The organism is Emticicia aquatica (assembly GCF_923079645.1).
Classification (GTDB): Bacteria; Bacteroidota; Bacteroidia; order Cytophagales; family Spirosomataceae; genus Emticicia; species Emticicia aquatica.
In genome coordinates, this window is the sequence record NZ_CAKLPY010000001.1 from 33493 (window position 1) to 48419 (window position 14927).

10 protein-coding genes are annotated in these 14927 nt (G+C 35.0%); 1 reads left to right on the forward strand and 9 read right to left on the reverse strand.

The window, feature by feature from the left end:
- Positions 1-34 precede the first annotated feature (34 nt).
- The 4 genes from MJQ71_RS00100 to uxaC all read right to left on the reverse strand — a co-directional run bounded on the left by MJQ71_RS00100 (position 35) and on the right by uxaC (position 4710).
- Positions 35-1309 carry a serine hydrolase domain-containing protein gene (locus tag MJQ71_RS00100; RefSeq protein WP_238803679.1) on the reverse strand — a complete coding sequence of 425 codons (1275 nt, stop codon included), beginning with the start codon at positions 1307-1309 and terminating at the stop codon, positions 35-37.
- 131 nt (positions 1310-1440) lie between these two features.
- Positions 1441-1875 (reverse strand): nuclear transport factor 2 family protein, encoded by a 435-nt coding sequence (locus MJQ71_RS00105; RefSeq protein WP_238803680.1) that lies wholly within the window; start codon positions 1873-1875, stop codon positions 1441-1443.
- A gap of 51 nt (positions 1876-1926) precedes the next feature.
- The gene (locus MJQ71_RS00110; protein ID WP_238803681.1) at positions 1927-3219 is read right to left on the reverse strand and encodes an MFS transporter; all 1293 of its coding nucleotides are present in this window, start codon (positions 3217-3219) and stop codon (positions 1927-1929) included.
- Between the two features lie 90 nt (positions 3220-3309).
- Positions 3310-4710, reverse strand: a complete 1401-nt coding sequence (uxaC, locus tag MJQ71_RS00115) for a glucuronate isomerase (protein ID WP_238803682.1) — start codon at positions 4708-4710, stop codon at positions 3310-3312.
- Positions 4711-4975: 265 nt separating this feature from the next.
- Between uxaC and MJQ71_RS00120 the strand changes: the two genes are divergently transcribed.
- Positions 4976-6595 carry a zinc-dependent metalloprotease gene (locus MJQ71_RS00120; RefSeq protein ID WP_238803683.1) on the forward strand — a complete coding sequence of 540 codons (1620 nt, stop codon included), beginning with the start codon at positions 4976-4978 and terminating at the stop codon, positions 6593-6595.
- Between the two features lie 83 nt (positions 6596-6678).
- Here the strand turns inward: MJQ71_RS00120 and MJQ71_RS00125 are convergent, their stop codons facing one another.
- From MJQ71_RS00125 to MJQ71_RS00145, 5 genes are read right to left on the reverse strand one after another with little or no spacing between them, the layout of a single operon-like run.
- Positions 6679-8589, reverse strand: a complete 1911-nt coding sequence (locus tag MJQ71_RS00125) for a DUF4350 domain-containing protein (RefSeq protein WP_238803684.1) — start codon at positions 8587-8589, stop codon at positions 6679-6681.
- A gap of 53 nt (positions 8590-8642) precedes the next feature.
- Positions 8643-9995: a glycoside hydrolase family 88/105 protein gene (locus MJQ71_RS00130; protein WP_238803685.1), complete on the reverse strand. Its 1353-nt coding sequence runs from the start codon at positions 9993-9995 to the stop codon at positions 8643-8645.
- A gap of 12 nt (positions 9996-10007) precedes the next feature.
- The gene (gene rhaM / locus MJQ71_RS00135) at positions 10008-10322 is read right to left on the reverse strand and encodes an L-rhamnose mutarotase (protein WP_238803686.1); all 315 of its coding nucleotides are present in this window, start codon (positions 10320-10322) and stop codon (positions 10008-10010) included.
- A gap of 22 nt (positions 10323-10344) precedes the next feature.
- On the reverse strand, positions 10345-12474 hold the full coding sequence (locus tag MJQ71_RS00140; protein WP_238803687.1) for a hypothetical protein: 2130 nt from the start codon (positions 12472-12474) through the stop codon (positions 10345-10347).
- Positions 12475-12533: 59 nt separating this feature from the next.
- The gene (locus MJQ71_RS00145; RefSeq protein WP_238803688.1) at positions 12534-14924 is read right to left on the reverse strand and encodes a hypothetical protein; all 2391 of its coding nucleotides are present in this window, start codon (positions 14922-14924) and stop codon (positions 12534-12536) included.
- Between the last annotated feature and the right edge of the window lie 3 nt (positions 14925-14927).

Genomic DNA, 14927 nt, shown 5'->3' on the forward strand with positions numbered 1-14927 from the left:
TGAAAAGTTTCTATAAAATATAAATTTAGCTATTTTAAAGCATTGCCTGATACGCCAAAATCCTGAATTTTCTTACGATGTCCGAATAATAAGCATATGGATGAACATTGGTGAAAACTAGCATTATTGTCTTCTCTTTTTGGTCAATTGTATATTCTGAGCAATACATCCCACCCCAAGTTAGCGAGCTAGGTGTTGCGTTATCACCATAACGAGATTCGGGCGTAATAATCTGTAAACCCAAACCAAATTTGTCTTGCCTGTCCCACACGAAACTTTCACCTATTTGGTTTCGTCCCATCATATCAACGGTTGAACGACTCAATAATCTTTTACCATTAAATTCGCCTTTGTTTAACAAAAATTGACAAAATTTTGCATAATCTTCAATGGTACTCAAAAGTCCAGCACCGCCAGATAAATAAGTTTTTGCTCCTGAAACAGCGAATTTTCGATAAGTATCATTGTCATGAACCGTCAAATCATCATTTCTATTTTCTTTTGAATAAAGTTCTACCAAACGAGGTGCTTTACTATTAGGAAGGTAAAAATAAGTGTCATTCATGCCTAAAGGTGTAAGCACTTTTTTACGTAAATATTCATCAAAAGGCATTCCTGAAAGTATTTCGATTAATCGACCGAGTACATCGGTATTGAGTCCGTAAACAAACTTTGTTCCAGGGTCAGCAACGAGCGGACGAGCAGCAATTTTATCGACAACATCTTTAAGCAATTCTTTTTCGGTTGAGCAATAGAAAGGAACTTTGAATTCGGGCAAATTTTGCAAAGCGTGTTCATAAGGAATGCCTGCCGAATGGCTTAATAATTGTCGAATGGTAATTTCTGATTTAGCTGGGCGAGTGATATATTTTTGAGGGTCTTTTTCGTCATAACTAACCAAAACTTTTGGGTTTTTGAATGCAGGAATATACTTTGAAATAGGTTCATCAAGAAAGAACTTTCCTTCTTCAAAAAGCATTAAAAGACCAACTGTTGTAATGGCTTTTGATTGTGAGGCAATTCGAAAAATATCGTCTTTTTTGAGAGCAGTTTTTGTTTCAAGATTACTGTATCCAAAAGCTTTAAAATGTACAATTTTACCTTTTTTTGCAATGAAAGTAACAATATTTGGGGCAATTCCTTTATCAATAACTTCTTGAAAGTGAGCATCTAATTTCTTTAAACCTTCGCTCGAAAAACCAGCTTCTTCAGGGTTTTTAGCAGCCGTTAGTGTTTGTGGTAATTGGGCATTTACGCCAGTTAAAAAGAATAAAAATAGGAAGGAAAAAAGAATAGAAAGGTTTTTCATAGCAATTTTAGTTTTTTTTCAAAAATAAGGAAAAACTATGAAAATCGAGATATTAGACACAAGATTATAAGATTGGAAAAACTTTTTTTTATTCCTAAAATCCTATATCTAATATCACGTTAATCAATCAATTAATTGGCTAATTTTAGCGACTGCCAAGTATTCAGTTGCCAGCCTTTTTTGCCATTTTTTGCATAGACAACTACATAGCGTAAATGAAGCAAAACTGTTTTTCCATCGGCAGAAGGTTGTTCAATCATGATTTTTCCATTCACAACGGCCATTTTACCGTAATCTCTTACGACGATTTCTTCTACATCAATTTTATTATAGACACTTTTACCTTCTTTTATTGAAGCAATATAAGTGGTTTTGTTATCTTGTTTTCCACTCGAATGCGTATATACTAGGTCGTCAGCAAAGATTTTTTCAAGAAAATCGTAGTCTTTCGATACCTGTGCTGCAAATCGTTGTCTTTCGAGTGCTTCTACATCGGCTTTGGTATTTTGTGCAAAAGCTGTTTGACCAAAGATTAGCAATAAAGCGATGATTAATGTTTTTTTCATAGTTAAAAAGAATATCAAAGCAGTAAGTTTTTTTACCTTACTGCTTTTTAGTTAAATATCGACTTTATTCATTTTCGGTACTAAAAGGTGCATAATGAGCCAAGCTAATAAATAAGCTCCTGCACAGATAGCAAACATAATATAATAAGCTGTTTCGATTTGATTGATGCTACGGTAATAAACAAACATATTTTTTTGTACAGCCCATGTGAGTAAAATACCACCTAAACCGCCTGCCATTCCACCAATACCAACAACAGAAGCAGTAGCTTTTTTAGGAAACATATCTGATACCGTAGTGAAAATATTGGCACTCCAAGCTTGGTGAGCCGCTGCTGCAATTCCTATCACGAGAACTGCCAACCACATATTTGTTTTTCCAGCTAATTGTGAAAAAATAACAGGAATAACAAATAGTGCAAAAATCAACATTGATGTTTTGCGAGCTTTGAAAACAGGCATATTTTTGTTGATAAAGGCCATTGGCAAATAGCCGCCACCAATACTTCCAATCGTAGAAATAATATATACAACCGCAACTGGAACAGAAATTTCAATCAAAGTGAGTTTGTATTCGCTTTGCAAAAAATCTGGTAACCAAAAAAGATAAAACCACCAAACGGGGTCAGTCAAAAATTTACCTAAAGCAAACGCCCAAGTTTGGCGAAACCCTAAAAGTTTAATCCAAGGTACTTTTTCTTCATTTTTGATATTTTCTTCCTCTTCTTTATCAGAATGAATATAGTCAAACTCGGCTTTGCTTAATTTTTTAGAATCCTTCGGTGAAGTGTAATAAATTTGCCATAAAACTAGCCAGATGAAGCCAATCAAACCTGTAATGATAAATGCCCATTGCCATCCCCAAACAACGGCAATCAACGGTACGGTCAGCGGTGCTACAATCGCTCCGATATTAGTGCCAGAGTTAAAAATACCTGTTGCTAAAGCTCTTTCTTTTTTAGGAAACCATTCGGCAGTTGATTTGATAGCCGCAGGAAAATTTCCCGCTTCAGTAAGGCCCAAAGCTGCTCGGGCAATCATAAAACCAAAGGCTGAGTTGGCAAATGCGTGTCCGATTGCTGCTAAACTCCAAAGTCCAGTAGCCCACCCATAGCCTTTTTTTGTGCCGAGTTTGTCAACAATGCTTCCAGCCACGAGCATACCGAACGAATAGAAAATTTTGAATGTAATTTCGATATTGGCGTAGTCGCCGTCGTCCCATTTTAGGTCTTGTGATAAAACCGATTTTAAAAGACTGATTACTTGTCTGTCAAGGTAGTTGACTGTGGTGGCAAAAAAGACCAGACTACAAATAGTCCAGCGGTACTTTCCGATTTTTTCCATATTTTTTTAGGGTTGAATATTTTTGCTGTTTACTATTGGCGACTCTCTTTGCGAAAGGTTGTTCTTTGAGCTAATCGCCAATAGTTTTTATCAAAATCCAAAATAATCTTTGGCGTTGTTGTAACAAATATTTTGTACGATTTGCCCCGTCCATTTAATATCGTTCGGAATTTCGCCATTTTCGATATCATTTCCTAGAATATTACACAAAATTCGGCGGAAATATTCATGTCGAGGGAACGACAAAAAGCTTCTTGAATCAGTCAACATTCCGATAAAACGGCTCAATAAACCCATATTTGAAAGGGCGTTGATTTGTTTTTCCATACCATCTTTTTGGTCGAGAAACCACCAGCCTGAGCCAAATTGTACTTTTCCTGCAATTGAACCATCATTGAAATTGCCAATCATGGTTGCAATGATTTCATTATCGGCAGGATTAAGGTTATAAATAATGGTTTTGGCTAATTGGTCATTTTCGTCTAATCGACCTAAAAATTTGGAAAGGGCTATCGCTTGAGAATAATCACCGATTGAATCCCAACCCGTATCAGGGCCTAAAACTCTCAAAGCACGGGTATTATTGTTACGCAAAGCACCTAAGTGAAATTGTTGCGTCCAACCCAAATCATGGTACATTACACCCAAAGCATGTAAGATGGCCGATTTAAAAACAAGGGCATCTTCTGCACTAAGTGTTTTTCCTGAAATTGCTTTTTGGAAAGCGGCATTGGCCAATTCTGGAGTAAAATCAGCGGCATATAATTGCTCTAAACCGTGGTCGCATATTTGACATCCAACACTAACAAAGAAATCTGCACGCATACGAAGAGCTTTCAATAAATCTTCATAAGTATTGATTTCAAAGTTGACGATTAAGCCTAATTTTTGAATGTATGTAGAAAAATTCGGGTTTTCAATCAAGATAAATTTATCAGGACGGAAAGCTGGTAACATTTTTACTCCTGCACCTTCAATTTTATGGTATTGTTGGTGAAATTCAAGCGAATCAAGCGGGTCATCGGTCGTACAAACGATTTCGACGTTCATTTTCCCCAAAAGATTTCTTACAGAATAATCGGGTGTTTGGATTTTTGCTGTACAATCGTCGTAAATTCTTTTCGAACTCGCTGGATTTAATACTTCATGCACATCAAAATAGCGTTGTAATTCCAAATGAGTCCAGTGATACAATGGATTACGAAGTGTATAAGGCACTGTTTCTGCCCATTTTTCAAACTTTTCGTAATCAGAAGCTGCACCTGTACAATATTTTTCATTGATGCCATTGGTTCGCATGGCTCTCCATTTATAATGGTCGCCATAGAGCCAAACTTGCGTGATATTATCAAAAACCTTATCGCCCAAAATTTGGTCTGGCGGAAGGTGATTGTGGTAATCAATGATGGGCATATTCTTCGCATACTCATGGTAAAGTGTGCGAGCAGTTTTGGTTTGTAGTAAAAAATCTTCGTCTAAAAACGGCTTCATATCTCTAAGTCTGTTAGCTTTTAGCGGTTAACTATTGGCTTTTTTTAATTGAATTTTATTCAGAAAACATCATTGTCTGATTAATTTAGCAAAACTATTGAGTTTATTTTATTTATTCTGCAATAATATTTCTTTTTTTAATACTATTTTGACAAAGAAACTTGTTGACTGTGCTGTTTTTGTTATTTCTCGTCAATTGTGAGGGTAAATATTCTATATTTACTATTAAAGAAATGGAAGCGTATATATTTTAAAATAATAAAATATGAAAAAGCTATTCGTATTTATACTTATTATTTCGAATCCAGTAATTGCACAAACAATCGTTCGTTTTACGGCGAATAAGTTACAAATTGATAGAAATAATCAAGAAATTGGTCAAATAGAACAAACGGGAGAGAATTTTATTGGAAAAGCAATTCTTCAATTTGATGATAAAAAAATCAACTTATCACTCACAAAAAGCCCAATAAAAAACTATAAAAGCCTAATTTATGTAGCGGGCGAAGCAGTAAGCGAGGTTGAAATATTTGTAGATTGTTCGCAAACAACTAAGTATTTTATTGCCACAATCAATAAACAATTTTATAGTTTATTGATGCTTGAAAATGGTAATCTGAGTAGGCTTGAAAGTGTAAAAAACGAAAATTATGTTTATAAAAAACACGCCATTATAGAGGAACAAATCAAAGAAATTATTGATATAGATTTATCTTCAAAATCAGATTTGACAAAGCTTAAACCTAACAATGTGAGTGGCTGCGTTGAGTTTCCAATTGCTTTCATTATAGATTTTGCTCAATATCAAAAATATGAAAATATAGAAAATGGTAGAGCCAAATTAGAAGCTGATAATCTGCTACAAATAGCTGCCGTACAAGAACTTTATGCTCCTTATGCGTTTAATGCTAGAATTAGTTTTAAGGTTATCGGGCAAATGATTTTTGATAAACCAGGAATAGCACCTTGGCCAGAAGATGACAAGAAAATTAATTTAGGACAATTGATAAGTTATGCAGCAACCGCTATAAAAAAACCAGTAGAATGGCAAAATAGTAAGCTACTTATCACAATCTTGATAACTGGTGTGGATTATGAATCACCTTATATTTATGGGAGAGGAGGAAGCAATCCAAAAGAACATGAGTTGGGTCAAGCTGTCGTTAAAGGCTTTCTGGATAAAGACAAGACTTTATGGATTACTGCTCATGAATTAGGTCATGTTTTTGGTGCATCGCATGATGATGGCTCTATAATGGCACCACTATATGAAGGTCGAGGGTATAATTTTAGTATAAAAAGCAAGGCTGAAATCAATGCAGTATTAAATATTTTGGATACTAATAAATGGCTGAAAGTATGTCCAGAAATATTATTAAGTTGGGATACTAAAAGTGATAGTTTATTGCTTTTTTGTCAAACAAATTATGATAAGCTGGGTGATATTTTTACGCTTGAATATAGTGAAGATAAAGCCCAAACTTGGACTAAAATAGTAGAAATTAAATCAAACGAAAAATTCAAATATCAATTTACTTTACCACAAAAGAAAGAATATATTTCTGGTTTGTATTACAGGGTTAGTCAGCGAGGAATAAATAATATTACTTCAGATAAAACCTATATTCTGTTGACTCCTACTGAAGAAAAAGAAACAATTGTAAAACCAGTTGTCTTTTTAGATAATATAAATAACAAGCTGATTATTAGGTCTTTACAAAATGAGGATGTGAAGTTATATGATATTTATGGAAGACAATTATTGTATGAAAATATGATGAACCATGAACAAACGATAGACGTAAGTATGCTAATTTCTGGAATTTATATCGTCAGATTAGAAGGAAAATCGGTGTTTACATACAAGATTTTCAAGATATTGTAAGCAATTCTTGTTTAGCTAAACTGATGATATTCTATCTTTTTAGAAAAGATAGAATATCATGAAATTTCATTAAGTTTTAAAAACTATTTAACTCCCAAAGCCCACTTAGCTAAATCTTTTGCGGCACTAAAATTCTCATAAATAACAGGTATTCTTCGTCCGTCTGTATATTCGTTATAAAGCCATGGGTCGCCAACCACGAAAACTGTTCCTTTTCCTACCTTTGCCGTTGCAATAATATTATCTCCACCTTCCTTAAGAATTGCTTTTGCAGGCGTTTTTACATGCAATGTAACCAACTCTTTTATATAAACTGTTTTGGTGTTTTTGAATACAGGATTGCCCGCAGGAATATCCAAACGTCCTTGTTCCCATTGTGTTCCTTGTACCATATTACGGCTTTTGTTGGTAAACTCAATGCCAAATGCTTTTGCTAATTCGTTGAAATGTGGAATTTCACAATTAGAGGTGTCATTGGCCATCAAAATTAATGTACCACCTGCTTTTACCCAATTGTTAATCGCTTGAATATCAGGTTTTTGCACGAAATTTGGACTTACAGTCTCTTTTTTTGTATCGGGGTCAACGATGATATATACATCCACTCCTTTAAGGTTTTGAGCAGTTGGAGCAGCCGAAATAGTTGTAGTTTTTGCTCCTAATTCATTGAAAATTTGCCCCCAAACCCAAAAACCAGAATGCTGACGGTCTTCCCAAGTATAATGAAAAGCTTCTTGATTTCCATTTAGATCTTTTCTGAATTCATGGTTGAAAAAATTATCAACGGCAACGCTTTTTCCTTTTCCCAAACTATTTTCAGCCGCAATTTCCATTTCTACGCTTGCAAAAATAAACGGGCCAACGCCTTTCAAATCATTTTTTCGGATTGGCTCACTCAAGTAATATTCGTAGCTGCCATCACGGTAAGGCGTTCCACCCAAACCACCAACACTCACTGTTTTATTGAGGCTTATTGAGCCATTTGCTTCTTTTTCAACAAATTCTTTCAAGATTCCTGCGTAGCCTTTCTTGGCAGCAGTCAAATAAATTTGAGATAAATAACCTTTACGGACACCTTTTGCGAGCGTGTAAACAAACATACATGAGCCAGAAGCTTCAAAATAATTTCCTTTGCGGGTGCCTTGTGTAGTCATTTGGTACCAAACACCCGATTTTGAATCTTGGTATTTGACCAATGCAGGTGCTAAACGTTGTAAATATTTGATAAGATTGGCTCTTTCAGGGTGATTTTCAGGAAAATAATCTAACACATCAACCAACGCCATGGCGTACCAACCAATGGCTCGACTCCAGAAATGTGGTGAAAGTCCAGTTTTTTTATCAGCCCATTTTTGTTCTTTTCTTTCATCATATCCGTGATAAACCAAGCCAGTTTTTGCATCAACGGCGTGTTTTTCAATCAAAGCAAATTGGTGAGCAATGTCATTGAAATGTTCTGGTTTATTAAAAATCTTGCTATATTCGGCTGCAAAAGGCTCACACATAAAAAGTCCATCAAGCCACATTTGGAATGGATAACGTTTTTTGTGCCAATAACCGCCTTCATTGGTTTTTGGTTGATTTTCTATTTGATTCCAAAGTAAATCTGCTGCTTTTTTGTACTTTTCTTTTTCTGGTTGCGACTGTTGAGCCAACATCAATAATGCTCGTCCCGTAGGTACATTATCTAAGTTAAAATCATCGTATTTGTAGGTACGAATGCTGCCATCTTTTTGAACATAACGGTCTAAATCTTTACGTATATATTCAAAATATTTTCCATCACCAGTGCGATACCAAACTTTTTCTAATGCTTTGTGCATCAATCCTTGTTCATAATCCCAGCCTGCGGGTTTGCCTTCTTTTACCGCAATCGAATCTTTGTGCCAAGTCATAAAAGACTCAGCCATTTGGATAGAATAAGGCTTCGTTTGGGCAAAACTTATTTGATTGATGAAAAATAAAAGGACAAGGAATATTTTTTTAGGGTTCATATTTGAATAGATTTTTTGGTAATAAATAGTGTGCTATTTCGCTAATAAAAATGTTATTTACTTAACATAATTGCACTGTCGTTAAGAGCAAATTTTTTATTTTTCAAGAGGTTAATGACTTCTGCCCCCGCAAATAATACAGGCCCATAACCATGAGCAGCATAAACATTAACTGGACGATAATAATAAAAAGCTGGTTCAAAACCCATGCCTGTACCTACGCAAACACCTTCAACTTGACCTTTTTCGGTTACTTTGGTAGCAACTGCATTCCAAGCTAATAAAGTCATTGGCCCATAAGTTGCAGCATCTAGCCATCCTTCGTTAATACCTTTGGCGATGCAATATGTATAAATTGCAGTTGCAGATGTTTCTAAATAAGAATCATTTTTATCGAGTAATTGATGCCAAAAACCCGTACCTGTTTGTTGAGCGGCTAATCCTTTGGCATGAGCCTTATACAACGCCAAAATTTCTGCACGTCCTTTATAGTCTTTTGGTAAAACATCCAATACTTCAACCATCGTCAAAATTGCCCAGCCGTTGGCTCTTCCCCAGTGAAATTCGGGATGTGTTTCCATACTTTCAACCCAACCGTGCATAAATAATCCTAAATCTTTGTTAAACATCCGTTTAGAAAATTGCAGGATTTGCTTGACAGCTTCATCGTAATATTTTTTATCACCTGTAAGTTTGCCCATTTGAGCCAAAGCAGGTACGCCCATAAACATATCATCAAGCCAAATGGTATTAGGCAATGGTCGATTACGAGCCAAAGTGCCATCTGTTAAGCGGTATTCTTTGGTGTAAATATAATTGATATAATTATCAATCAACGGACGAACGGAATTCTTTACGAGCCCATCACGAGAGGCTTTAATCATGGCTGTACAAACCGCACCGCAATCATCTAAGGCATGTGGAGATAAAACCTGACGCAAAGGCATTGTTGGAGCAATTTTGAATTTTGACTTGATAATTGGAGCTAAATCAGCCAAAAAATTCATTCGTTGCGTAGCATATTGCGTAAAAAGCGGATCGCCAGTTGCTTTTCCAGCAGCTAACATAGCGGCATAAGTTACACCCCATTCGTAACTTGTCAGACTAAAATCACCTCTATAAACGGTTGCGTTTGTATCAATTTTTGAGAAATCTGTGATTTCTTCTTGTGTAATTTTATTAATAACTTTTGTAGGTGTTACAGCATCTAAATAGCCACGAACTTTTCCTAAAACCTGTTTAACTTCTTCAATTTTTGGACTACCATAAGGTGTCGGATAATCAGGTTTGGCTGTATGCAATGATTCTGAATGCAAAGTTGAAGCAGGTGCCTGAACTTGGGAAAAGACTTGATTTGAAACACAAAAAGCTAGTAAAATGAGCGATTTTTTGAATAAATTAATCATTAAAGTAATATTTTAAGCTAAATAAAAAACATCTTTTAAATCCATACTTACAGGCGAATTATCGGAGTTTGTCTCCATGATATCTGCCATATATTCCCACCATCTTTTTATGACTGGATGCGATGGTATTTGGGCGAATTTATCTAAATCTTTGACCTTCAAAGTTGCGAAGAGAATATGTGTTTCTTCATCCAAAAAAATGGAATAATCGCTTACAGTCGAGTCTTTTAATAATTGTTTTACATCGTCCCATAATTCGTCGTGGCGACGTTTGTATTCTGCTGCTTTTCCAGCATGAAGCTTCATTTTTAGTGCTAATCGGTGCATATTTTTATGGTTGAAATTTATCCTAAAAAAACTTTTCTAAACCTTCCCATTTTACTTTCCAAGAGCCATCTTTCGGAAAACCAGGATTTGAGTTTTTACAATCGTCATAACCCGCACACATGAGTGCAACGGCAGTTAATAAACCACCATTTCCTGGTAAATAAATGCGTAATCTTGCATCTTGATAGTTATGACCATTATTCAAATAGGTATTGGTTCTGATTTTCATCATCAATCCATCAATGGCTTTTTCTGGTAAATCCAAGCGAGTGGCGGTCATAGCTACCATTGGGAAATCCCAACCCCATGTGTCTTGCCAATCCCAAACTTCCCAAACTTTCTCGAATGTTCGCTTCATGGTCGGTTTATCAAGCATTGAGGTTTCGGGTAGCATTCCGAGCGTACACAAAACCGCTGGATGGTCGGTCAAATAAACAGGGTTTAAGTACGAATCTTGTGCATTTTCAGTCGCTAAGTAAACACCATCTTTGATAGGTAGAGGCGAAAGATTATCAATTACTTTTTGCCAATTTTCATTAGGTTTTAAACCTAATCTTTTACGCCAGTTTTGGGCAATTGTAAGTGCTTGATACCAATAGTTTAACTCATAAGTTGGATTAAAAGTATCTTCAGGTTTGAAACGTTCTTGGGCTGAAATAATACCTTTTCCTAGAATATATTTGCCTTTTTGTTGGTCGAAATAAGCAAAAGAAGCCATAAAATCGGCAGTTTCAAAAACTACTTCTTTGTACTTTTCTAAGGTTTGTTTGGTTGGTTTTTGGCGGTAAACTAATTCTGAAAATGTAATTATATGCGGTTGTTGCCAGAGCAAATAAGAACCAACTGACGACGATGTTTCACCTCCTTCATTATCAGTCATTTTTGGCCACCTTGCCCCAGTGAAACCTTGTCTTTGTGCAATAATTCTGGCAGTTGGCAATGCTTTTTTATACCAACCTAAACTTTTTTCTAATAGCTCAACTCGTCCCCATAAGGCAAAATGTACCGCATGCCACCAGTGCATTTCGAGGTGGGGTTTACCAAACCAAGAGTTATATATCAAGCCCGTTTCTTGCGGAGGAGCAGAACCAGCACATTGTATTTTAGTAAGATACTCTGAAAGAATAATTTGTCGTTCAAGTTCGTTGGCTCGTGGGTCAGTGCTTCCTGCAAAATCAATCGCTCCGCCTGAATGCCAAAATTTTTGCCAATGTAAAATGCTACTGTTTTGAATAGCGACAAAAGTGTTTTTTGACGAAATATTTTGTGGCGAAAACTGACAATTAAAGGTCAAGTTTCCAGTAGAATTTGATGGTTCAAATAAGAAATAATGTGGTTCAATTTCTTTCAGTTTTCCGTTGTTGCTCCATGTTAAATGAATGAAATATTGGTCTTGGTCTAACGTGTGTTTGACAGTAGCTTGATTTGATGTTGACGTAATAATTTTCGACGAATGTCGCTCGATTTTTGACCAATTATTTCCTGCATCAATAAACTTATCGGTAGGGTAGGGAAGTCTTAATCTAATTTTTAAACGCCCACTTTTTATTAAATTAGATTGTACTTTTACTGCAATAATATCGTGCTGTTGATGGCAAAAAGTTTGTACATCAACTGTTTCTCCATCAAAAACAAAATGACTTTTTATTTCACCCGTATAAGGGTTAAGTGTTTGTTTAATATCTTGAATATCAGTTGTTTGTGTTTTAGATTGGTCTTTTTTGAATAACTCAAAACCAATATTTCCTAACTGCAAACGATGTGGGTTTTGGCGAACAAAATCCGATGCATCTTTCTTGCGTTTTGGTTCATTCCATTGAGCGGCATAAGGAACTTTTCGCCCGTGAGAATTAAGTTCTTTAAGTGTTTCTTCAATTTTGTAGTTTTCAATATTGGGAAAACTGTGCCAACCCCATTCTGACTGTGCTCCGAGCGGAACGCCATTGGCATAAAAGTCAGGAAATGTCTGTAAACCAGTTGCATCAACAGTAAAAGCAAAATGCCCATTTCCTACCGAAAGAGACGATAAAGTATCAATTTTAGTGACATTTACTTGATGTCGCTCGACTACGGTTTTACGGTCAATTTTCTGAGAAAAGACAGAAAATTGATAAAATAATAGTGTAAATATGAAAATATAATACTTAATCATCGGTTTGTTTTTTTCAAAAATAGGCCTTAAAAACAAAATAGCTATCATGTACTTACAGGCTATTTAACATCAAATTGTGCTATTTTACTGCCAGTTTTACCTTCTTTTGTAATTCCTTGAAGTATTATCACGAATTTTCCTGTTAAATCTGAACTATAAAAATTGACTTCTTGCTTTCCATTTTGGTCAGTTTTTAAAATTGGCGACCAATACAAAACATTTCTAAAGTCGGGCATTCGGCTGGCGACTTGTTGCTGATTTTGATAAATTGGTGAATAAAAATCTCGTTGTTTTTGCAAACCTTCATAGTCAATGACGGTTGTGTTTGGGTCAAGCTCAAAATTGGCTAGATTTCCTTGATAAGTTGTGAAATTTAGGATACCACTAAACGATTTTTTGCCCAAATAATATTGTCGAGAGACAATTTCTAACTTCTTGATTTTACTCGGATTATGGGTAATAAATTTATCAATATCGAAAATCGGAACGCCATCTAATAATACGAGTGGGTCATCTTCAAAAAACTTATTTTTCAATAAATCATAGACAAGAAAATGCGATTTACCATTTCTTTTTCTCACAATAACTGGTTTTACATATTCTCTTAAAACTTCGTCAACAGTTGCGAAACGTACATAATTATCTAGAAGGTAGGTTTCATCAGGTTTTGAATAAAAAGCTGACGTGTCAATGATTGGAGCGATAAATTGTTTGAGCTTATTATTAGCATAAACACTTTGAACTTGCACGCCCACATGATGATTGATTAATTCTCTAAGATTTATTTGATTTTGAGAAAAATTTGGAAGTAAATTAGTGGTGTATTTTTCAGAAAATGGGTTCATTATTTCCACATCATACAGACTATCTGTTTGCAAAATGATTTCGTTATTGGTATAAAAATCTTTGATTTCAAATTTCACAATACCATTAGTATCACTTTTGGCAGGGCGAAAGAGCGTTCGATTACTTGCTACTGAAAGAAAAGCTTCAATGTTTTGTGCAGGAATATCAGTTCGTGGGTGGGTGATTTTACCAGTAATTACATGACCGACATATTCTGGCATGAACTCAAAACTTGATTTTTTGATTGAAATGATGTTTTCCCATCGGAATCTTCGCCAGCCATGCGTCAGCATCAAATTATCAATGGCTTCATGCGTTCCGTTTTCAGCACTAAAATAATAGGTTGGAGACTCAATTTTTCCAACCAAATCAGAGGATAGCCAAAAATAACTATTTATATCTTCATCGCAAATTGTTTGTAAAGAGTCAATTTTATAAACCGACATTGATAAATTTGCCTGTATTGGTTTTTCATCTTGATTGGTTGCACGAATATTAAGCGAGATTTTTTTTCTCGTTTCGTATATTGATTTCTCAGAAGATAAAATCAAATTTAAAGGTTCGGGATATTTGAAATATAACCTCTCACAAAGTGGGTGTTTTTGGTCATTAAAAATTGTAAAATGTGAAATTCCATCACCAATTTTGGCTTTTTCAATCAAGAATGTAGCATTTCCATGTTGAATCTTAGCATTTTGCACCGATTTAATAATACCTCTTGTATGTACAAAAAGATAAACGTTTGATAGATTAGTGGTCTCTACTCTTACTTTTAATTGTTGGTTATTAGCTTCTTCAAGGTGCATGACAGTGCCATTGACATAGGCAATTGGCAGATTTTGTTTGATTTTTGTGCTGTCATTAAGCCAAATAATTGCCTGATAGGCTTGTCCAGATTCTGGTGTTAAAGTAAAATTTCCAATACCAAATTTATGGGTTGAAAATTTTACGACCGTATCAGATTTTGTGTTTATTATAACTCCATTACATGATTGTCCCGTATTGTTTTTTAGCACATGAAAAGCAATTTTACTTGAAAGTCCATTAACAAGATTGCCACCTTCAGGGAAAAAAGCGACTTCAATTTGGTTTTTTTGATGCAAAGAATCACCTTCATAAGCTTTTTTGGAATTAATAATGGTAAGTTTTTTCTCAAAAAAATAATTTGCATTAAAGTTTTTCATCCAATGCGTATAAGCTCGTATTTTATAATTGCCCGAACCGATAAAATGAGGCAATTGTAATGAACCATTGCCAAAACCATCTTTCAAAGCAAGCTTTGTTTTTAAAACAGATTTATTATTTTTATCAAGCAATTCTACATAAGCTACTTTGCTGATATTGAGCGGTTTATGAAAAAAAGCATCGACATTGTATATTTTAAACCATAAGATTTCATCGCACAGATAAAATTCTTTATTAGTATGCAGAAAGATTTTTTCTTGTAGATTGTTTTGATGATAAGCTGTAAACTGGTTTTGTAACGAATCTTGCAGCGAATTTTGAGCAAAACAAGCATTTGTCATCCATACAAAAGCAATGATGATAACTTTAATAAGCGTCTTTTGAGCTTGAATTATATTTAATAAATTGTTTTTTAGCATTAT